At 70.5% G+C, this 18248-nt stretch carries 18 protein-coding genes; 8 read left to right on the top strand and 10 right to left on the bottom strand.

What is annotated here, in order from left to right; genetic code table 11:
- The first annotated feature begins 2 nt into the window (after positions 1 to 2).
- The gene (locus BJ998_RS16180; protein ID WP_184862567.1) at positions 3 to 908 is read left to right on the top strand and encodes an aldose 1-epimerase family protein; all 906 of its coding nucleotides are present in this window, start codon (positions 3 to 5) and stop codon (positions 906 to 908) included.
- A gap of 39 nt (positions 909 to 947) precedes the next feature.
- Entirely contained in the window at positions 948 to 2159 is a 1212-nt protein-coding gene (locus BJ998_RS16175; protein ID WP_184862565.1) for an amidohydrolase, read from the top strand.
- Between the two features lie 53 nt (positions 2160 to 2212).
- Here the strand turns inward: BJ998_RS16175 and BJ998_RS16170 are convergent, their stop codons facing one another.
- Positions 2213 to 3343, bottom strand: a complete 1131-nt coding sequence (locus BJ998_RS16170) for an acyl-CoA dehydrogenase family protein (protein WP_184862563.1) — start codon at positions 3341 to 3343, stop codon at positions 2213 to 2215.
- A 91-nt stretch (positions 3344 to 3434) separates the two neighbouring features.
- Between BJ998_RS16170 and BJ998_RS16165 the strand changes: the two genes are divergently transcribed.
- From BJ998_RS16165 to BJ998_RS16155, 3 genes are all read left to right on the top strand, one after another.
- Positions 3435 to 4040 (top strand): TetR/AcrR family transcriptional regulator, encoded by a 606-nt coding sequence (locus BJ998_RS16165; protein WP_184862561.1) that lies wholly within the window; start codon positions 3435 to 3437, stop codon positions 4038 to 4040.
- A 106-nt stretch (positions 4041 to 4146) separates the two neighbouring features.
- Positions 4147 to 5073: a carbohydrate kinase family protein gene (locus BJ998_RS16160; protein ID WP_184862559.1), complete on the top strand. Its 927-nt coding sequence runs from the start codon at positions 4147 to 4149 to the stop codon at positions 5071 to 5073.
- A 543-nt stretch (positions 5074 to 5616) separates the two neighbouring features.
- Positions 5617 to 6933, top strand: a complete 1317-nt coding sequence (locus BJ998_RS16155) for a citrate synthase (RefSeq protein WP_184862557.1) — start codon at positions 5617 to 5619, stop codon at positions 6931 to 6933.
- A gap of 110 nt (positions 6934 to 7043) precedes the next feature.
- Here the strand turns inward: BJ998_RS16155 and BJ998_RS16150 are convergent, their stop codons facing one another.
- Entirely contained in the window at positions 7044 to 7493 is a 450-nt protein-coding gene (locus BJ998_RS16150; RefSeq protein ID WP_184862555.1) for a hypothetical protein, read from the bottom strand.
- Between the two features lie 50 nt (positions 7494 to 7543).
- On the opposite strand from BJ998_RS16150, the gene BJ998_RS16145 reads away from it, so the two are divergent.
- Positions 7544 to 8863: a cryptochrome/photolyase family protein gene (locus BJ998_RS16145; RefSeq protein WP_184862552.1), complete on the top strand. Its 1320-nt coding sequence runs from the start codon at positions 7544 to 7546 to the stop codon at positions 8861 to 8863.
- Here BJ998_RS16145 and BJ998_RS16140 read toward each other — a convergent pair.
- From BJ998_RS16140 to BJ998_RS16115, 6 genes are all read right to left on the bottom strand, one after another.
- Entirely contained in the window at positions 8850 to 10028 is a 1179-nt protein-coding gene (locus BJ998_RS16140) for an ABC transporter permease (protein ID WP_184862551.1), read from the bottom strand. The genes BJ998_RS16145 and BJ998_RS16140 overlap by 14 nt on opposite strands.
- A complete protein-coding gene (locus tag BJ998_RS16135; protein WP_184862549.1) occupies positions 10025 to 10936 on the bottom strand; it encodes an ABC transporter ATP-binding protein in 912 nt (303 codons plus the stop codon). The genes BJ998_RS16140 and BJ998_RS16135 overlap by 4 nt, the downstream gene beginning before the upstream one ends.
- Positions 10929 to 11447 carry a hypothetical protein gene (locus BJ998_RS16130; protein WP_184862547.1) on the bottom strand — a complete coding sequence of 173 codons (519 nt, stop codon included), beginning with the start codon at positions 11445 to 11447 and terminating at the stop codon, positions 10929 to 10931. The genes BJ998_RS16135 and BJ998_RS16130 overlap by 8 nt, the downstream gene beginning before the upstream one ends.
- Positions 11444 to 11713 (bottom strand): helix-turn-helix transcriptional regulator, encoded by a 270-nt coding sequence (locus BJ998_RS16125; protein WP_184862545.1) that lies wholly within the window; start codon positions 11711 to 11713, stop codon positions 11444 to 11446. The genes BJ998_RS16130 and BJ998_RS16125 overlap by 4 nt, the downstream gene beginning before the upstream one ends.
- 165 nt (positions 11714 to 11878) lie before the next feature.
- Positions 11879 to 13333, bottom strand: coding sequence for a glycerol-3-phosphate dehydrogenase/oxidase (locus tag BJ998_RS16120; protein ID WP_184862543.1), 1455 nt, complete (start codon positions 13331 to 13333; stop codon positions 11879 to 11881).
- The gene (locus BJ998_RS16115; RefSeq protein WP_184862541.1) at positions 13330 to 13908 is read right to left on the bottom strand and encodes a TetR/AcrR family transcriptional regulator; all 579 of its coding nucleotides are present in this window, start codon (positions 13906 to 13908) and stop codon (positions 13330 to 13332) included. Before BJ998_RS16115 ends, BJ998_RS16120 begins: the two co-directional genes overlap by 4 nt.
- Before the next feature lie 16 nt (positions 13909 to 13924).
- Between BJ998_RS16115 and BJ998_RS16110 the strand changes: the two genes are divergently transcribed.
- Together BJ998_RS16110 and BJ998_RS16105 are read left to right on the top strand one after the other, a co-directional pair.
- Positions 13925 to 15553, top strand: coding sequence for an FAD-binding oxidoreductase (locus BJ998_RS16110; protein WP_184862539.1), 1629 nt, complete (start codon positions 13925 to 13927; stop codon positions 15551 to 15553).
- Between the two features lie 9 nt (positions 15554 to 15562).
- Positions 15563 to 16516: an amidohydrolase family protein gene (locus tag BJ998_RS16105; RefSeq protein WP_184862537.1), complete on the top strand. Its 954-nt coding sequence runs from the start codon at positions 15563 to 15565 to the stop codon at positions 16514 to 16516.
- Between the two features lie 8 nt (positions 16517 to 16524).
- Here the strand turns inward: BJ998_RS16105 and BJ998_RS16100 are convergent, their stop codons facing one another.
- Positions 16525 to 16953 carry a helix-turn-helix domain-containing protein gene (locus BJ998_RS16100; protein WP_184862535.1) on the bottom strand — a complete coding sequence of 143 codons (429 nt, stop codon included), beginning with the start codon at positions 16951 to 16953 and terminating at the stop codon, positions 16525 to 16527.
- A gap of 280 nt (positions 16954 to 17233) precedes the next feature.
- Entirely contained in the window at positions 17234 to 18247 is a 1014-nt protein-coding gene (locus BJ998_RS16095) for an NADP-dependent oxidoreductase (RefSeq protein WP_184862533.1), read from the bottom strand.
- Position 18248 lies beyond the last annotated feature (1 nt).

Genomic DNA, 18248 nt, shown 5'->3' with positions numbered 1-18248 from the left:
GGGTGAGCGGTCCCACAGGCGCCCAGTTCGAGATCACCTACGGCCACGCCCGCGCGGTCGTCACCGAGATAGGGGGGAGCCTGCGGACCTACACGGTCGCGGGCGTCGACTATGTCGAGAGCTATCCCGACGACACGCACCCGCCGATGGGCTCGGGCGCGGTCCTGGTGCCCTGGCCCAACCGGGTGCGCGGCGGCAGCTGGCCGTTCGAGGGCGGCACTGAGCAGCTGGAGCTGACCGAGCCGGAGCGGGGCAACGCCATCCACGGCCTGGTCCGCAAGCTGCCCTGGCAGGTGATCAACCACACCGGCTCGCTGATCTCGCTGGGCATCGACCTGCCGGCCGAGCCGGGCTGGCCGGTGCCGCTCCGGGTGACGATCAGCTACGCGTTGGACGAGCGCGGCCTGACCGTCACGCACGGAGTCACGAACGTGGGCGATCGCCCGGTGCCGTTCGGCGTGGGCACGCACCCGTACCCGCGGGCGGGCCGCTCGGCCACCGACGACTGCACACTGCACCTGGGCGCGAGCACGCACCTGCCGCTGAGCCCGCAGACCATGACCCCGGACGGTCCGCCGGTGCCGCTGGCCGGCACCGAGCTGGACTTCACCAAGCCGAAGTCGCTGCGCGGGGTCGACCTGGACGACGCGTTCGGCGGCTGTGAGCCCGGCGCGGACGGCCTGGTCCGGCACCGCCTGGCCGGGCCGGACGGCAGCGTCGAGGTGTGGGCCGACCCGGCCTTCAAATGGGTTCAGGTCTACACCGCGGACGACTTCCTGGGCCGTGGCCGGGCCGTCGCGATCGAGCCGATGACCTGCCCGCCGGACGCGCTGAACTCCGGCGTCGACCTGATCACGATCGCGCCCGGCGAGGCGTGGTCGGCCCGCTGGGGACTGCTGCCGAAGTAAGCCTGGTCAACCCGCCCGAGACCGTTAGCATTGCGAATCATGAACGTGGCGATCACAGGCGGATACGTGGTGCCGGTCGACGGCGATCCCATCGACGGCGGAACAGTCCTGATCATGGACGGGCGGATCGCCGCCGTCGGCCCGGACGCCGACGTCGACGTGCCCGACGACGTCGAGGTGGTCGACGCGGCCGGCTCCTGGGTGCTGCCCGGGTTCGTCGAGGCGCACGGGCACCTCGGCGTGTCCGAGGAGTCCGAGGGCTGGGCCGGCGAGGACACCAACGAGATGACCGACCCGGTCGGGGCCCGGTTCCGCGCGCTGGACGGCATCAACCCGGCCGACCTGGCGTTCGCGGACGCGCTGTCCGGCGGCGTCACCACGGCGGTGATCAAGCCCGGCTCCGGCAACCCGATCGGCGGCCAGACCGTCGCCGTGAAGTGCTGGGGCCGGACCGTCGACGAGATGGTGCTGCGCGAGCCGGTCAGCGTGAAGAGCGCGCTCGGCGAGAACCCCAAGCGGGTGTACGGCGACAAGAAGGTCACGCCGAGCACCCGCCTCGGCGTCGCCGCGGTGATCCGCGAGGCGCTGACCAAGGCGCAGGACTACAAGGCGAAGCGGGACCACGCGGCCGCCCAGAACAAGCCGTTCGAGCGGGACGCCAACAACGAGATCCTGGTCAGGGTGCTCGACGGCGAGCTGCCGTGGTGCCAGCACACCCACCGCGCCGACGACGTGGCCACCGCGATCCGGCTGTCCGAGGAGTTCGGCTACCGGCTCGTGATCAACCACGGCACCGAGGCGCACCTGATCGCGGACCTGGTGGCGGAGAAGAACATTCCGGTGATCATCGGACCGCTGTTCACCAGCCGGTCCAAGGTGGAGCTGCGCAACCGGTCGCTGCGCAACCCCGGCATCCTGGCCCGGGCCGGCGTCGAGCTGGCGATCATGACCGACCACCCGGTGGTGCCGATCCACTTCCTGGTGCACCAGGCGACGCTGGCGGTCAAGGAGGGGCTGGACAGCGACACCGCGCTGCGTGCGATCACCGCCAACCCGGCCCACATCCTCGGCCTCGACGACCGGGTCGGCTCGCTCAAGCCCGGCCTCGACGGCGACGTGGTGATCTGGTCCGGCGACCCGCTGGACGTGATGAGCCGCGCGCTGCGCGTGTTCATCCAGGGCCGCTCGGTCTACCACTTCGACGAGGCGACCGGTGAGGGCGTCACCGAGAACCCGTACTACCGCGGCTAGCAGCGCCTTTGCCGCGCGAACCCGCGCTTCTCCGGGCGATGGCGACCATCCGTTCAGACCCGGGCCAGGTGCCGGCCGATCACCATGCGCTGGATCTGGTTCGTGCCCTCGAAGATCTGCAGCACCTTCGCCTCGCGCATGTAGCGCTCGGCGGGGAAGTCCCGGGTGTACCCGGCCCCGCCGAGCACCTGCACGGCGTCCGTGGTCACCTTCATCGCGGCGTCGGTGGCGACCAGCTTGGCGATCGAGGCCTGCCGGCTGAACGGCAGCTTGCGGTCCCGCCGCCGCGCCGCCTCCAGGTAGGTGGCCCGGGCCGACTCCACCGCGGCGGCCATGTCGGCCAGCAGGAACTCCATGCCCTGGAACTCGATGATCGGCCGGCCGAACTGCCGGCGCTCGCGGGCGTAGTTGACGGCCTCGTCCAGCGCCGCCTGGGCCAGACCGACCGCGCAGGCGGCGATCCCGAGCCGGCCGGAGTCCAAAGCGGACAGTGCGAACTTCAGGCCGCTGCCCTCGTTGCCGATGCGGCGCTCGGCCGGCACCCGCACGTCGTCGAAACGCAGCTGCGCCACCGGTGACCCGGTCAGGCCCATGGTCCGCTCGCGCTCGGCCGCCGACAGTCCCTCCGACTTGCCGTCCACGAGGAAGCACGACACCTCGCCGGTGCGGGCCATCACCGTGTAGAAGTCGGCCACGCCGGCATGCGTGATCCACGCCTTGGTGCCGTTGAGGACGTAGTCGTTGCCGTCGCGGACCGCCCGCGTGGTCATGCCGGCCGGGTCCGAGCCGGCCTGCGGCTCCGACAGCGCGTACGCGCCGAGCAGGTCGCCGCCGATCATGTCCGGCAGCCAGCGCTCGCGCTGCTCGTCGCTGCCGAACGTGGCCAGCGGGTAGCAGGACATCACGTGCACGGAGATCGCCTCGGCCACGGTCAGCCAGCTGGCCGCGATCTCCTCCAGCACCTGGAGGTACACCTCGTACGGCTGGCCGCCGCCGCCCAGTTCCTCCGGGTACGGCAGGCCGAGCAGACCGGTCTTGCCGAGCAGCCGGATCGCCTCGCGCGGGAAGTGGCCCGCCTCCTCGTCGGCGGACGCTCGTGGCGCGAGTTCGTCCCGGCAGATCTCCCTGACCAGTGAGATCAGGTCCTCGGCCTCCGTGGTGGGCAGCAGGCGCTCGGCGGGCATGGCACGCTCCCAGGTCGTGGGTTCGGTACTCAAAACAGTACTCTGGGACGTACTGGAGTACTACTGGAGAGTTTGTGGCAGTCTCCACACCATGACCAGGTCCCAAGTCACCGCTCTGCCGCGCCGGCGAACCCTCACGGCGCGCCAGTCCGACCTGCTCAACCGGCTGGAGGAGCTGTTCCTGGCGGAGGGCTTCGCCGGCTTCACCCTGGACGACCTGGCCGCCCGCATGCGCTGCTCCAAGTCCACCCTGTACGCCCTCGCGCCCAGCAAGGAGCAGCTGTCCGTGCAGGTCGTCAGCCACTTCTTCAAGAAGGCGACCTCACGCATCGAGGAGCGCATCGCCGAGGTCGCCGACGTGCGCGCCCGCATCGGCGACTACCTGTCCGCCGCCGCCGACGAGCTGCGGCCGGCCAGCCGGGAGTTCATCGCCGACATCGCGGCCTTCCCGCCCGCCCGCGCCGTCTACGAGCTCAACGCCCGCGCCGCCGCCGCGCGCATCCGGTCGCTGATCGCCGAGGGTGTCAAGCTCGGCGAGTTCCGGGACGTGCACGCCGCCCTGGTGTCGGAGATGGTCGGGCTGACCATCGAGCACATCCACCTCGGCGTGATCGCCAAGCGCACGGGGTTGTCGGACGCGGAGGCGTTCGAGGCCCTCGCCGAGTTCCTCCTCGGCGGCCTCTCCCCGAGCGCCTGAGAGGTTCGGAACGGACCGTTCCTCTACTCGGAGTGTAGGAAGGGCGCTTTCACGGCGTTAGCATGAGCCGGCTCGCGGCCGTGACAACGTTGACAGAGGAGTACGCGTGATCGTCGTCGCTGGTGAGGCGCTGGTCGACCTGGTTCCGACGACGGGTGGCGCGATGCTGCCGCAGCTCGGCGGCGGCCCGTACAACGTGGCGATCGCGGCGGGCCGGCTGGACGCGCCAGTGGCCTTCCTGTCCCGGGTCTCCACCGACACCTTCGGCGACGCCCTGGTGGCCCGGCTCAAGGACGCGCAGGTAGACGTGAGCCTCGTCCAGCGGGGCCCCGAACCGACCACGCTGGCGGTCGTCGGCCTGGCGCCGGACGGCTCCGCCCGCTACGGCTTCTACGTCGAAGGAACCGCCGACCGCCTGGTCACCGACCCCGGTCCGCTGCCGGCCGCGGCGCAGGCGGTCTCCTTCGGCACGCTGTCGATGGTGCTGGAGCCGGGCGCCTCCGTGTACGAATCGTTGCTGCGCCGGGAATCCGGCCTCGGCCGACTGACCGCGCTGGACCCGAACATCCGCCCGGTGCTCATCCCGGACGCCGACGCCTACCGTGAGCGGTTCCGGTCGTGGCTGCCGGACGTGGGCCTGCTCAAGGTGTCCATCGAGGACGCTCAGTGGCTGGCGGGCGACGCCGACGTGATGACGGAAATCCGTGCGTGGCAGAAGATCGGGCCGGCCGCGGTGGTGATCACCCGCGGCGGCGACGGGCTGGCCGTGCTGTCGGGTGACGGCCAGCTCGTCGAGGTGCCGCCGGTCCGCGTCGACGTGGTGGACACGATCGGCGCGGGCGACACGGTGCAGGGCGCGCTACTGGCGTGGCTGCACCGTCACGGCGCACTGTCGAAGGACGGCGTCGCGGCGCTGACCGACCTCCAGTGGCGGACGGCCCTGGCCTTTGCCGGAGCCGCCGCCGCGATCACCGTTTCCCGTGCCGGGGCCGAACCGCCCCGCAGCGCGGAAATGTCTCACCAGCAGTGGTGATGCCACCACCACGCGCCGAGGGAAAGACCGAGACCCAAACCGATGACGATCATTTCTCAAACCTCCGCCTCGTGTGGAGAATTGTTTTCTGCCAAACGCGGCCGCTAGAACAAAAGTAACTCCGATGCCAGCCTTTCGTGGCTACACGAATGTGTCGACATGTCGTCACGAGACGTGTCGGTAACCCGCACAGCGGGTGTACAGTCTCACCCGGACGGCCCAGCTGGCTCCTCCGTCCGGTGGAAACCCGCGCGGGTGCGGTCAGCGGGTGGGACCGGGCCCGACGTGTCGCACGCCACGGCGGCGGCGGCGATGTGTCCCGATCGTGACCCGGATGGCTCCGGACATCGTGTGATACCTGTCCCATCGCACGCAACAGCACACCCGCCGCGCTGTGCGCCGGGCTCGAGGGCTACTAGCGTGGCAGTCGACAGGACCCCAACGGGGCGGTGCTGCGGTGCGGTCACCCCGGTTCCGTGCGCTCGCTCGACACCTTCGCTGTGAGCCCAGCGGCTGCCCCGTCTGAGCGTGAGAGGGATTTTGATGCCCGACGCGACGACTGCGCCGAATACCGACCTCCGTACCGTCGCGCTGCACTATGCGGGCGGAGAGCACGAGATGGGTGTGTCGCTCCCGACTGAGGGCGCACCCGGCATAGATCTCGGCAAACTCCTCGCGAAAACCGGGATGGTAACCCTCGACCCCGGATTCGTGAACACCGCTTCATGCTCTTCCGAGATCACCTACATCGACGGTGACGCCGGCATTCTGCGTTACCGTGGTTATCCGATCGAGCAGTTGGCGCAGCGGTCCAACTTCATCGAAGTCAGCTACCTGCTCATCTACGGCGAGCTCCCGACGCAGGCCCAGGTCGAGGAGTTCAGCCGGCAGATCAGTCGACACACCCTGCTGCACGAGGACCTCAAGCGGTTCTTCGACGGCTTCCCGCGCGACGCGCACCCGATGCCCGTGCTGTCCTCGGCGGTGTCCGCGCTGTCCACGTTCTACCAGGACAGCCTGAACCCGTTCGACGACAACCAGGTCGAGATCTCCACGATAAGGCTGCTGGCCAAGCTGCCGACGATCGCCGCGTACGCGTACAAGAAGTCGATCGGCCAGCCGTTCCTCTACCCGGACAACAAGCTGGGCCTGGTGGAGAACTTCCTCCGGATGACCTTCGGCCTGCCGGCCGAGGACTACGACGTGGACCCCGCCCTGGTCCGCGCGCTGGACCTGCTGTTCATCCTGCACGCCGACCACGAGCAGAACTGCTCCACCTCGACGGTGCGGCTGGTCGGCTCGTCCGAGGCCAACCTGTTCGCCAGCATCTCCGCCGGCATCAACGCCCTGTTCGGCCCGCTGCACGGCGGCGCCAACAGCGCGGTGCTGGAGATGCTGGAGAAGATCCGGCAGGACGGCGGCGACGTCGAGTCGTTCGTGCGCAAGGTGAAGAACAAGGAGGACGGCGTCCGCCTGATGGGCTTCGGCCACCGGGTCTACAAGAACTACGACCCGCGCGCGGCGATCATCAAGAAGACCGCCGACGAGATCCTCAGCAAGCTGGGCGGCGACGACCAGCTGCTGGACATCGCCAAGAAGCTCGAGGAGACCGCCCTGGCGGACGACTACTTCGTCGAGCGCAAGCTGTACCCGAACGTGGACTTCTACACCGGCCTGATCTACCGGGCGATGGGCTTCCCGACGAAGTTCTTCACGGTGCTGTTCGCGCTCGGCCGGCTGCCCGGCTGGATCGCCCACTGGCGCGAGATGATGAAGGACCCGGCCACCAAGATCGGCCGCCCGCGCCAGCTCTACGTCGGCCCGGCCGAGCGCAACTTCGTGCCGATCGACGAGCGCTGATCGTTTTTGGGCTGAATCGATCGCTGAACCGGTCCACCGGAGCTGCGTGAAGGGACCATTCCTGACGTTCAACGTCAGGAATGGTCCCTTCCTGACATCAGGGGGTTGACTCAGCGGGGGTCGGGGTGGTGGGGGAGGGACAGCGCCACCAGCACGATCACCAGGCCGAGCCAGTGGGCCTGCTCGGGGACGGTGCCGGTGGTCAGCACGCCCAACGCCAGGACCAGGCCGAACAGGCCGATCCACAGCAGCCGGGGGCGGCTGATCAGGGACGGGCCGACGTGGCGGGCGGCGGACAGGCTGCACAGGGGCACGACCATCAGCTCCAGCACCGGCAGCGCCGGGTCCAGCACGACCACGGGCCAGCGCAGCGGTGGGATGTCGGCGAGCCGGGTCAGGTCGCCGAACGTGGCGCCGACGTCGAGCAGGAACGCCCCGCCGGGGGTGATCGTCACGAAGTAGGCGAAGAAGGCGCTGACGACCCCGCCGAACAGGCCGAACAGCAGGCCGGCGGTGGAGTGCGTGTACACCGTGCGCCGGTCGGAGACGGCGACGCCCATGTCCCTCCCCGCTCTGCGGCCAGTACGCCATCACCGTAGCGTCGGAAGGCATGAGCCCGCCCGCGATCATGTGGTTCCGCCGCGATCTGCGGCTGTCCGATCACCCGGCGCTGCTGGCGGCCGCCGACAGCGGTGAGGTGTTACCGCTGTTCGTGCTGGACGACCGGCTGTTGAAGCCGGCGGGAGAGCCGCGGCGCCGGTTCCTGTACGACTGCCTGCGCGCCCTCGACCACGACCTCGGCGGCCGCCTGCACGTCGCGCGCGGGGACCCCGAGCGAGTGCTGCCGGAGATCGCGAAGAAGATCGAAGCCGGCAGCGTGCACGTGTCGGCCGACGCCGGGCCGTACGGGCGGGAGCGGGACGAGCGAGTGCGCAAGGCGTTGGGGAACATCGATTTCGTCCGCACGGGATCGCCGTACGCGGTGACGCCGGGCCGGGTGCGCAAGCAGGACGGCGAGCCGTACCGGGTGTTCACGCCGTTCCGGACGGCCTGGCTGGACCACGGCTGGCGCAAGCCGGCACAGTCCGGTGTGGACAGTGCACGGTGGATGTCCCTCAAGGGCGGCGAGAAGATCCCGGCCGGCAAGTCGAAACACCACGCCGGCGAGGAAGCCGCTCTTGAGGCCTGGCAGGACTTTCGCGACGGCGTCCTGGCCGACTACGACACGGACCGGGACCGGCCGGACCGCAACGGAACCAGCCGCCTGTCGGCGTACCTCCACTGGGGGTGCCTGCATCCGCGCACACTGCTGGCGGATATAAGGCCCGGCAACGAGACCTTCCGCTCCGAGCTGGCCTGGCGGGAGTTCTACGCGGACGTGCTGTGGCACCAGCCGAACACCGCCCGCGAGAACTACGACCGCAAGTTCGACAGGTTCGAGCACGACACCGGACAGGCGGCCCGGGAACGGTTCGAGGCCTGGTGCGCGGGCCGCACCGGCTACCCGATCGTGGACGCCGGCATGCGGCAGCTGCTGGCCGAGGACTGGATGCACAACCGGGTCCGCATGATCGTCGCCAGCTTCCTGGTGAAGGACCTGCACGTGCCGTGGTGGTGGGGCGCGAGGCACTTCATGCGCCACCTGGTCGACGGCGACCTGGCCTCCAACCAGCTCAACTGGCAGTGGGTGGCCGGCTGCGGCACCGACGCGGCCCCGTACTTCCGGATCTTCAACCCGGTCACCCAGGGCGAGAAGTTCGACGCGGGCGGCGACTACGTCCGCAAGTACGTGCCGGAACTCCGTGGTGTCCAAGGAAAAGCCGTGCACAAGCTGGACAAGCTGCCGAAGGACTACCCGGCGCCCATCGTGGACCACGCCCACGAGCGCCGGGTGTCCCTCGACCGGTACGACGCGATCAGGACGACCTGAGCGCGTCCAGCAGTCGGACCCGCCCGCCGGTCTGCAGCACCGCGTTGCGGTAGATCCGCCCGGCCAGCCAGGTGACCAGCGCGATCGCGGCGATCATCAGCACCACCGCCAGCGCGACCTGCCACGCGGGGGCGACGCCGAGCGCGATCCGGCTGGGCATCAGGGTCGGCGTGAACAGCGGGATCAGCGACAGCACGGTGCTGACCGTGTTGGTGGGGTTGGGAATCAGCAGGTTCACGCCGACCACGAAGGCGATCGTCGGCAGCAGCGACACGGGCGTGATCGCCGACTGGAGCTCCTCCTGCCGTGACACCAGCGAGCCGGCGGCGGCCAGCAGCGCGGCATAGAGGAAGAAGCCCAGGACGTACCAGACGAGCGCGCCGAGCACGGTGCCGAACGCGACCGCCGGCACCGCGAACACACCGCTGGTGTTGACCAGGGTCAGCCCGACCGCGGCGATGATCACGACCTGCATCAGCCCGACCACGCCGATGCCGAGCACCTTGCCCACCAGCAGCTGCCATGGTCGGATCGTGGCCAGCAGGATCTCCACCACCCGGCTGGACTTTTCCTCGACCACGCCCTGCGCGACGGCGGTGCCGAAGGCCATGATGGAGAACACCAGCACGATGCCGGTGATCAGCGACAGTGCGATCCGTTGCGCCTGCTCGGGATCCGGCGGCTCCAGCGCGTTGACGGTCACCTTGGCGTTCTGCGCCGCGTTCAGCGCGGTCGGCGGCAGCTGGGCCTGCGCCAGCACCGCCTGGATCGCCTGGGCCCGCACCAGTTGCTCCAGTACGTTCTGCAACACGGGGTCCAAAGTGGACTTCACGTCCACGGTCGGCGCGCCGAGCGGGCCCTCCACCAGCACGTCCAGCTTGCCGTCGCGGACCTGCTGGAGGCCGGTGGCCTTGTCGTCCACGGTGCTGATCTGCACCTGCTTGCCGAGGTGGTTGGCGGCGGCCGAGAGCGGCGCGGACATGGCGGTGGCCTGTCCGGTGAGCCCGATCTTGGCCGTGCTCTCCTTGCCGATGACGGTGAACAGCACCACGTACATCCCCATCACGGCGAGGATCACCAGCGTGCTCACGACGAACGACTTGCTGCGCACGCGGGTGGTGAACTCGCGGCCCGCGACCAGGCCGATCACGCGCGAGGTGGTCACGATGCCCCCTGTTCGGACACGACGTTGCGGAACAACTCGGTCAGGCTCGGCCGCAGCCGGGTGAACTCCCGCACCGGCCCGGTCTTCAGCGCCGCCGCCAGCACTTCCTGGTCGTCGCCGCCCTCGCCGAGTTCGACGACCGTGCGGCCGCCGTCGGCGGCGACCACGCGCACGCCGGCCAACCCGGCTGTCCAGTCCGCGGCGGCGTCGGGGGCGTCCACCACCAGCCGCACCGGCCCGCTCTCGCGGAGCTCGGCGACGCCGCCACTGGCCACCATCTGTCCATTTCGGACGATTCCGACCCGGTCGCACAGCCGTTCCACGAGGTCGAGCTGGTGGCTGGAGAACAGCACCGGCACGCCGCGATCCGCCTGCTCGCGCAGCACCTCGCTCATCACGTCCACGGCCACCGGGTCCAGCCCGGAGAACGGCTCGTCCAGCACCAGCACCGCCGGATCGTGCACCAGCGCGGCGATCAGCTGCACGCGCTGCTGGTTGCCCAGGCTGAGCTTCTGCACCTCGTCGTCGCGCCGCGCGGTCAGCCCGAGCCGGTCGATCCAGGCGTCGGTGGCGCGCCGGGCGTCGCCGGCGGACATGCCGTGCAGCTGGGCCAGGTACACGAGCTGTTCGCGTGCCTTCATCTTCGGGTACAGCCCGCGTTCCTCCGGCATGTAGCCGATTCGCCTGCGGGTGGCGAGGTCCACCGGCTTGCCGGCCCACCGGACCTCGCCCGCGTCGGCCGCCAGCACGCCGAGCGCGATGCGCATGGTGGTGGTCTTGCCGGCGCCGTTGCTGCCGACGAAGCCGAACAGTTCCCCGGCGCGCACGTCGAAGGTCATCTCGTGCAGCGCGCGCACGGTCCCGTAGCGCTTGGAGATCCGGTCGATCTCCAGCACCCCCTCAGCCACGGCTGTCTCCTTCGGCGATCGGGTCCGGCTCGTCGTCCGGCAACTGCCAGGCCAGCAGCGCGGTCGGCACGTTGCTGGCCAGTGCCACGAGGCTGACCAGCAGTGCGAACGGACCGAACTGCTGTTCCCTGAGCGGGGTCAGCGCGAGCACCATGGCGGCGATCACCAGGCTCCAGGCGGCGACGAGGAACCCAACGTAGCCGCACCGGCCGCGCAGCGCGAGTTCGCGCTCGTCCAAAAGCCGCGCCGTCCGCTCCCCGATGTTGTTCGTGAGCACCTTGTGCACTGTTTGCAACAGGGCCGTGATCCCGAGCAGCGCCGCCCAGACCGCGAAGGTCACCGACGGCGTGCCGGCGAACGGGCACACAGCCAGCAAGGCGATCGTGGTCACCAGCCAGGCCGACACCGCCACTCGGCGGGTGCGGCGGTTGCGCATGCCGGGCAGCGCGGTCGAATACGCCGTGGCGCTGCGTTCCTGGTGCGCGTGGTAATGATCCTTGAACGTGTTCATGACTCCCCCTTGCCGTACAGCTGGGTGGACAGCGGTTGGAACGGGGTGCGGCTGAACACCGCCTCGACCGGCAGCGAGAACACCTCGCAGATCCGGAAGGCCAGGTCGAGGCTGGGGTAGTGGTCGCCGCGCTCCAGCGCGCCGATGGTCTGCGGGTTCACCTCGACCAGCTCCGCCAGCTGTGCCCGGGTCAGCCCCCGTTCCGCGCGCAGCACCTGCAGCCGATTGTGGATCGGCAGCTCTTTACCGCGCCTTACTGGGCTCACGGAACGAAGTGTTGCAAAAACCCAACGGATCGTCAACGGGATACGCGCCCGGGGCGGGAAGAGGCGCGGCGGGAACCTGGCGACCCTTGGGCTACGTGAGTGGCTTACTTCGCCCTGGGGAGCAAGTAAGCCACTCAGGTACAAGGAGGGGAGGGTGGGGCGGGGTCAGCGGGTCAGGTGGGGTAGCGCGCGCTCGCGGTCGGCGGGCACGAGCCCGATCCGGGTTCGGCGGTCCAGCACGTCGTCGGCGTCCAGCGCGCCCTCGTGCTCGTACGCCCACACCACCTCGGCCGCGGTGACCTCGCCGAACACCGGCTCGGGGCGGTTCAGCGCCTGCACCTGCGGCGCCTCGGCGCCGTACTTGGCGACGAGCCGGGGTGGCGCGTCGACGGCGGACCTGGTGGCTCCGACGAGTGGGATGTCCTTGGTACGGCAGGGTTTTGCCGTCAGTCCGGTGGCGTCGACGGCGTCGGCGGCCATTCGGCGGTAGGTGGTCAGCTTGCCGCCGACGACGGTGATCACGCCGTCCGGGGAGGTCAGCACGGCATGCTTGCGGGACAGGTCGGCGCTGCGCGAACCCGCCTGCTCGATCAGCGGTCGCAACCCGGCGTAAGCGCCGATCACGTCGTCGGTGGTCAGGGGGCGTTGCAGCACCGAGGAAGCGACATCGAGGAGAAAGTCCACATCGGACTGCGGCACGTCGGGCACGTCCGGGAGCGGGCCGTCGACCGGCTCGTCGGTGAGGCCGACGTAGACCCGGCCGTCGGCCTGCGGCAGCACCAGCACGAACCGGTTGGTCTCGCCCGGGATCGGCACGGTCAGCGACGTCGACCCGACCCGCACGGCGTCGGCGCTCAACACCAGGTGCGAGCCGCGGGACGGCCGCAGCCGCACCGACGGCACGAGCTGCCCGGCCCACACCCCGGTCGCGTTGATCACCCTGCGCGCCTTGACCTCGAACTCGTCGCCGGTCAGCGTGTCGCGGACCCGCGCGCCGCCGCCGGCCAGCTCGGTGACCTTGGCCCGGGTGAGAATGCGGGCGCCGAAGCCGGCGGCGGTCCGAGCCAGCGCGACGACCAGCCGGGCGTCGTCGATCAGCTGGCCGTCGAACGACAACAGCCCGCCGGTGAGCCCCGCGGCGCGCAGGCCCGGCGCCAGGGCAAGGGTTTCCGCCGCCGAGATCCGTCGCGGCGGCGGGAGGACCGTCTTCGGCGTGCCGGCGGCGCGGCGCAGCACGTCACCGGCCCGGAGCCCGGCCATCACCAGCGAGCCGCGCTGCTTTCCGTGCAGGGCAACGAGTTGCGGCAGCGCCCGGACGAGGTGCGGGGCGGTGCGGGTCATCAGGATGCCCCGCTCGACGGCGCTCTCGTATGCCAGGCCGACCTCGCCGTGGGCCAGATACCGCAACCCGCCGTGCACCAGCTTGCTCGACCACCGGGACGTGCCGAAGGCGAGGTCGTGCGCCTCGACCAGGCACACCGACAATCCTCGTGAGGCGGCGTCCAAGGCGACACCGGCTCCGGTCACGCCACCGCCGACCACGAGGACGTCGACTGCCGAGCCGGCGGAGATCTCGGCCAGCTCGCGCAGCCGGCGGCCGGCGTTCAGGGAGGTGTTCACGGTCGCAGCGCTCCTTCGAGCATCGTCGCCAACTCGTCGAAGACGGCGTCCGGGGCCAGACCGGCGACCGCCGGTCGGACCGACAGCACGAACGACTGCACCATCAGCAGCAGGGTCCGCGCCTGCACGTCCAGGTCACCGGCGCGGACGGAGCCGTCCTCGTGCCCGGCGGCCAGTTCGACCCGCAGGAACTGCTCGGCAATGCGCTGCGTCGCCCCGAGGCGCTCCACGACGTACGGCAGCAGCAGTTCGGCGTCCCGGTCCAGGACGGCCGCCATCAGCGGGTTGGCCAGCAGCCGCCGCACCGTCCCGACGGCCCCGCTGACCAGCCGCTGCCGAGCCGTCTCGCCGGGGCCGACCTCGCCGAGCAGCGCGCCGAACTCCCTGGTCATCAGGGCCGCGACGAGGCTGCGCACGTCCGGGAAGCGCCGGTAGAGCGTCATCCGGCTGACGCCGGCCTCTCGGGCCACGTCGGTCAGCGTGGTGCGCCGCACACCGACCAGCAGGACGCACTTGTGCGCGGCGTCCAGCAGGACGTCGTCCCCGACTCGGGCGCTGTGACGTTGTGACGACATGTGTAACACTGTAGCAATGGAACCGGGCATCGATCACACCCTGCGCGGCGGCTGGACGAACGGCGAGCACGCGCTGCCCCCGCACGCGCTGCGCTGGCTGCGGACCAGGACCGGCCTCGGCGAACACCCGACGCCGATCGCGCCCGACTCGGTGCTGACCGTGCCCGAACCGGAGCTGTCGATCGTCGGCCGGGCGGCGCTGGAGGCCGTGGTCGGCCCCGAGAACGTGCTGCTCGACCGGGAATCCCGGCTCGGCCGGTCCGGCGGCATGTCCTATGTGGACCTGTTGCGGCACCGGGGCTGCGGCGAGCTGGCCGTGCCGGACGCGGTGGTGCTGCCGGCCGACCCGGACGAGGTCGTCGCCGTGCTCCGGGCCTGCGGCGAGCACGACATCGGCGTGATTCCCTTCGGCGGCGGCACTTCCGTGGTCGGCGGCGTGACCGCGCTGCGCGGCGGCAAGCACGCCGTGATCGTGTTGGACCTGGCCCGGCTCAACCGCCTGGTGTCCATCGACCCGTTGTCCCGGCTGGTCGTGTTGCAGGCCGGTGTGCGGGCGACCGACGCCGAGCGGATGCTCGCCGCGCACGGCTTCACCCTCGGCCATTTCCCGCAGTCCTTCGAGCGAGCCACCATCGGCGGCTTCGCAGCCACCCGCTCGGCCGGCCAGGCCTCCGCCGGCTACGGGCGGTTCGAGGACATGGTGGACGGTGTGCGGCTCGCGACTCCCGTCGGCGAACTGAACCTCGGCGTGGCCCCGGCCACCGCCGCCGGCCCGGACCTCAAGCAACTCGTGATCGGCAGCGAGGGGGCCTTCGGTGTGATCACCGAGGTGACGCTGCGGGTCCGGCCGGTCGCCACGCACACCCGGTACGAGGGGTACTTCCTGGACGGTTGGGACGCGGCGACCGCCGCCGTGCGGGATCTGGCGCAGCACCGCGTCTTGGCGGACGTCACCCGGCTGTCCGACGCCGAGGAGACCGAGGTGCAGCTCTCGCTCACCGGTGGCGTGAAGGCCGGCGCGGTCAAGACGTACTTGCGGGCGCGGCGGATCGCCGATCCATGCCTGCTGATCCTGGGCTGGGAGGCCGGATCCGCCGGCGAGTTGGCCGTCCGGCGCGCCGCGACGATGCGGGCGCTGGGCCCACACAAGGCCATACGGCTGGGCAAGCCGATCGGGGAGTCGTGGCGGCACGGCCGGTTTGCCGGCCCCCGGCAACGGGATTCGCTGCTGAACGTGGGCGTGTGCGTGGAGACGCTGGAGACTGCGACGCACTGGTCGCAGTTGAGCACCCTTCGGACGGCCGTGCGAGGGGCCTTGCAACGTTCGCTCAACCGCGCGGTTGTCATGTGCCACGTGTCGCATGCGTACGAGACGGGAGCCTCGTTGTACTTCACGGTGCTGGCCGCGCGGGCCGACGAGGACCCGATCGGCCAGTGGCAGCGGGCGAAACGGGCGGCGTCCGAGGCGATCGCGCCGCTGGGCACGATCACCCACCACCACGCCGTCGGCACCGACCACGCGCCGTACCTGGCGGGCGAGGTGGGCTCGCTCGGTATCGACGTGATGACCTCGGTCAAGCGCGCACTTGACCCGACCGGTGTGCTCAACCCCGGAAAGCTGTTGCCGGCGGCCGATCGGGGTTAACCTCCCGTGATGAGCGGTGAGCTGCTGATCACCTCCGTCCGGCCGTGGCCGAGCGCGACGGAGCTGCCCGCGGTCGACGTGCTCTGCGTGGCTGGCCGGATCGACCAGATCGGCGTCGGGCTGGCCGCGCCGGCCGGAACACCTGTCGTGGACGGCGGTGGCGGCGTGCTGCTGCCGTCCTTCGTCGACGCGCATGCCCGGCTGGACGCGTTACGGCCCGGCACCACCATGGCCCGCGCGCACATCCCGGTAGCCGCGATGGAGGAGGCGCTGGCCCGGCGTGAGCAACTGCTTGGTCGGGTCGAGGTGCAGCTCGTCGCCGTGTCGCCCACCGGGGCCATCACCGGCATGGACGCGTTGGACGCCGCGCTGGAGGCCGGCGCCGATCTTGTCGGCGGCATCGATCCCGCGCGTGTCGACCGGGATCCCGTGCGGCACCTCGACGTCGTGTTCGGGCTCGCCGACAAGCACCAGTGCGGCATCGACATCCAGCTCGACGATCCCGGCGAGCTCGGGGCGTTCGAGATCGAGCTCATCTGCGCCCGCGCCTCGGCTCTGGACATGCGCGGCCGGGTCACCATCACTCACGCGTCCGCCTTGTCCACTGTGGATCCCGACCGGCAGGACGAGCTCATCGACCGCCTCGCCGAGTCGGACGTCGCGGTGATCGCCACCAAACCGTTGCCGCTGCGCAAGCTCCGCTGGGGCGGCGTGCGCGTCGGCATCGGCGGCTGCGACCTGTGGGAGCTGGCCGAGGCCGAGGGCTACACCGCCGACCCGATGATCGAGATGTGTGCCGACACCGCCACCCGTGGTGGGGCGGCCGTTCTGGGTGAGCGCGACCACGGGTTGGTCGAGGGCGATCGGGCGGAGTTCGTGGTGCTGCCCGGGGAGACTGTGGCCGAGGTGATTCGGGAACGCCGCGACCCGACAGTGGTGGTGCACCAGGGAAAGGTGGTCTAGCGGCCGGCTCAGTCCTTCTCGTCGGCCGCCTTGGTGTCCAGCTCGATGACCTGCTCGATGATCTTCGTGACGGCCGCGAGGCCTTCCGGCGACAGCTCCAGCGCGCGCAGCGCCAGCCGCCGCACGCCCAGGTTCTCGGCGACCCGGGCCAGTTCCGCCTCGGCGTCGTTGCGGATCTCGCCGGTGACGAAGTAGTCGACCGACACCCCGAAGAACTTCGCCAGCGCCGCCAGCAGCTCGGTGGACGGCCGGCGTTTGGCCCCCGTGCGCAGCGCGGAAAGGTAGGCGCCGCTGACCCGGATGGTCGGCTCCGCCGTCTTGACGGCGGTGGCGACCTCGTCGTTCGTCCAGCGGCGACCGGCACGACCCTCGGGACGGACGTCCTCGAACAGCCTGTTCAGCCGGTCCGCCAGTAGCGACTGCTCGCTGTCGGGCATCCGGACACCTCAACCAGTGGTTGACAACAGTGGTTCGGGTCAGTCTAGACTGAGCGCGCCCGTTCAACTAGGGGTTGAACGGGCAGCATGAATGGTCGCCGGTTGGTTGATCTCAATGCGGGGGCGTGGAGACGGCCGGCCGGTGTCAGAGGGGTGGAAGGACTCGCCCGGGGGGAGGCTCGGGTGGAGGCGCGTCGCGAGGCGGCGCCTCCACCCGCGCAGCCAGTCCCGGCCCCGCGGCCGCGGAAAGTGCTTACCCAGGCGGGGTTTCCGCCGCTGCTCAGTCGGCGATCTTGACCAGCATCTTGCCGGTGTTCTCGCCGCGCATCATGCCGAGGAACGCCTGCGGCGCGTTCTCCAGGCCCTCCACCACGGTCTCGGTGTAGCGGAGCTTGCCGCCGGCCACCAGCGGGGCCACCTCGGCGACGAACTCGGGCTGCAGGTCGTAGTGGTCGCCGACGAGCAGGCCGCGGATGGTCAGCCGCTTGGCGATGATCTGGGCCAGGTTGTGCGGGGCGGGGGAGGCCTCGGTGGCGTTGTAGCCGGAGATCATGCCGCAGACCGTGATGCGGCCGTGCACGTTCAGGCTGTTCAGCGCGGCCTCGAGGTGGTCGCCGCCGACGTTGTCGAAGTACAGGTCGATGCCGTCGGGCGCGGCCTGGGCCAGCTGCTCGGTGACGGAGCCGTCCTTGTAGTTGAAGGCGGCGTCGAAGCCCAGCTCGTCGATCAGGTAGCGGACCTTGTCGGCGCTGCCGGCGCTGCCGATGACCCGCTTCGCCCCCTTGAGCTTGGCCAGCTGGCCGACGACCTGGCCGACCGCGCCGGCGGCGCCGGACACGAAGACGGTGTCGCCCTCCTTGAACTCGCCGGAGCGCAGCAGACCGGCGTAGGCGGTCAGGCCGGGCATGCCCAGCACGCCGAGGTAGGTGCTGATCGGGGCGGCCTTCGGGTCGACCTTCACGGCCTGCTTGGGGTGCAGCACCGCGTAGTCGCGCCAGCCCTTGAAGTGCAGCACGGTGTCGCCGACCGCGAAGCCCTCGGCGTCGGACTGCACGACCTCGCCGATCGCGCCGCCCTCCATCACCTTGCCGACCTCGAACGGGGCGCTGTAGGACTTCGCGTCGTTCATCCGGCCGCGCATGTACGGGTCCACGCTCATGAACTGGTTGCGCACGACGATGTGACCGGGCTCGACCACCAGCGGGGCCTCGGCGAGCTCGAAGGTCTCCTCCGTCGGCCAGCCCTTGGGACGGGCGGCCAGCCTGATCTCGCGGACGGTGGTCGGAACGGACATG

The organism is Kutzneria kofuensis (genome assembly GCF_014203355.1).
GTDB classification, from domain to species: domain Bacteria; phylum Actinomycetota; class Actinomycetes; order Mycobacteriales; family Pseudonocardiaceae; genus Kutzneria; species Kutzneria kofuensis.
This window is presented reverse-complemented; position numbering and strand designations above follow the sequence as displayed.

Excerpts from the sequence above, each read along its gene's own strand:
- BJ998_RS16175 (WP_184862565.1), top strand. The coding sequence starts at position 948 with ATGAACGTGGCGATCACAGGCGGATACGTGGTGCCGGTCGACGGCGAT.
- BJ998_RS16170 (WP_184862563.1), bottom strand. The coding sequence starts at position 3,343 with ATGCCCGCCGAGCGCCTGCTGCCCACCACGGAGGCCGAGGACCTGATC.
- BJ998_RS16165 (WP_184862561.1), top strand. The coding sequence starts at position 3,435 with ATGACCAGGTCCCAAGTCACCGCTCTGCCGCGCCGGCGAACCCTCACG.
- BJ998_RS16155 (WP_184862557.1), top strand. The coding sequence starts at position 5,617 with ATGCCCGACGCGACGACTGCGCCGAATACCGACCTCCGTACCGTCGCG.
- BJ998_RS16150 (WP_184862555.1), bottom strand. The coding sequence starts at position 7,493 with ATGGGCGTCGCCGTCTCCGACCGGCGCACGGTGTACACGCACTCCACC.
- BJ998_RS16145 (WP_184862552.1), top strand. The coding sequence starts at position 7,544 with ATGAGCCCGCCCGCGATCATGTGGTTCCGCCGCGATCTGCGGCTGTCC.
- BJ998_RS16130 (WP_184862547.1), bottom strand. The coding sequence starts at position 11,447 with ATGAACACGTTCAAGGATCATTACCACGCGCACCAGGAACGCAGCGCC.
- BJ998_RS16115 (WP_184862541.1), bottom strand. The coding sequence starts at position 13,908 with ATGTCGTCACAACGTCACAGCGCCCGAGTCGGGGACGACGTCCTGCTG.
- BJ998_RS16110 (WP_184862539.1), top strand. The coding sequence starts at position 13,925 with ATGGAACCGGGCATCGATCACACCCTGCGCGGCGGCTGGACGAACGGC.
- BJ998_RS16105 (WP_184862537.1), top strand. The coding sequence starts at position 15,563 with ATGAGCGGTGAGCTGCTGATCACCTCCGTCCGGCCGTGGCCGAGCGCG.
- BJ998_RS16100 (WP_184862535.1), bottom strand. The coding sequence starts at position 16,953 with ATGCCCGACAGCGAGCAGTCGCTACTGGCGGACCGGCTGAACAGGCTG.
- BJ998_RS16095 (WP_184862533.1), bottom strand. The coding sequence starts at position 18,247 with ATGTCCGTTCCGACCACCGTCCGCGAGATCAGGCTGGCCGCCCGTCCC.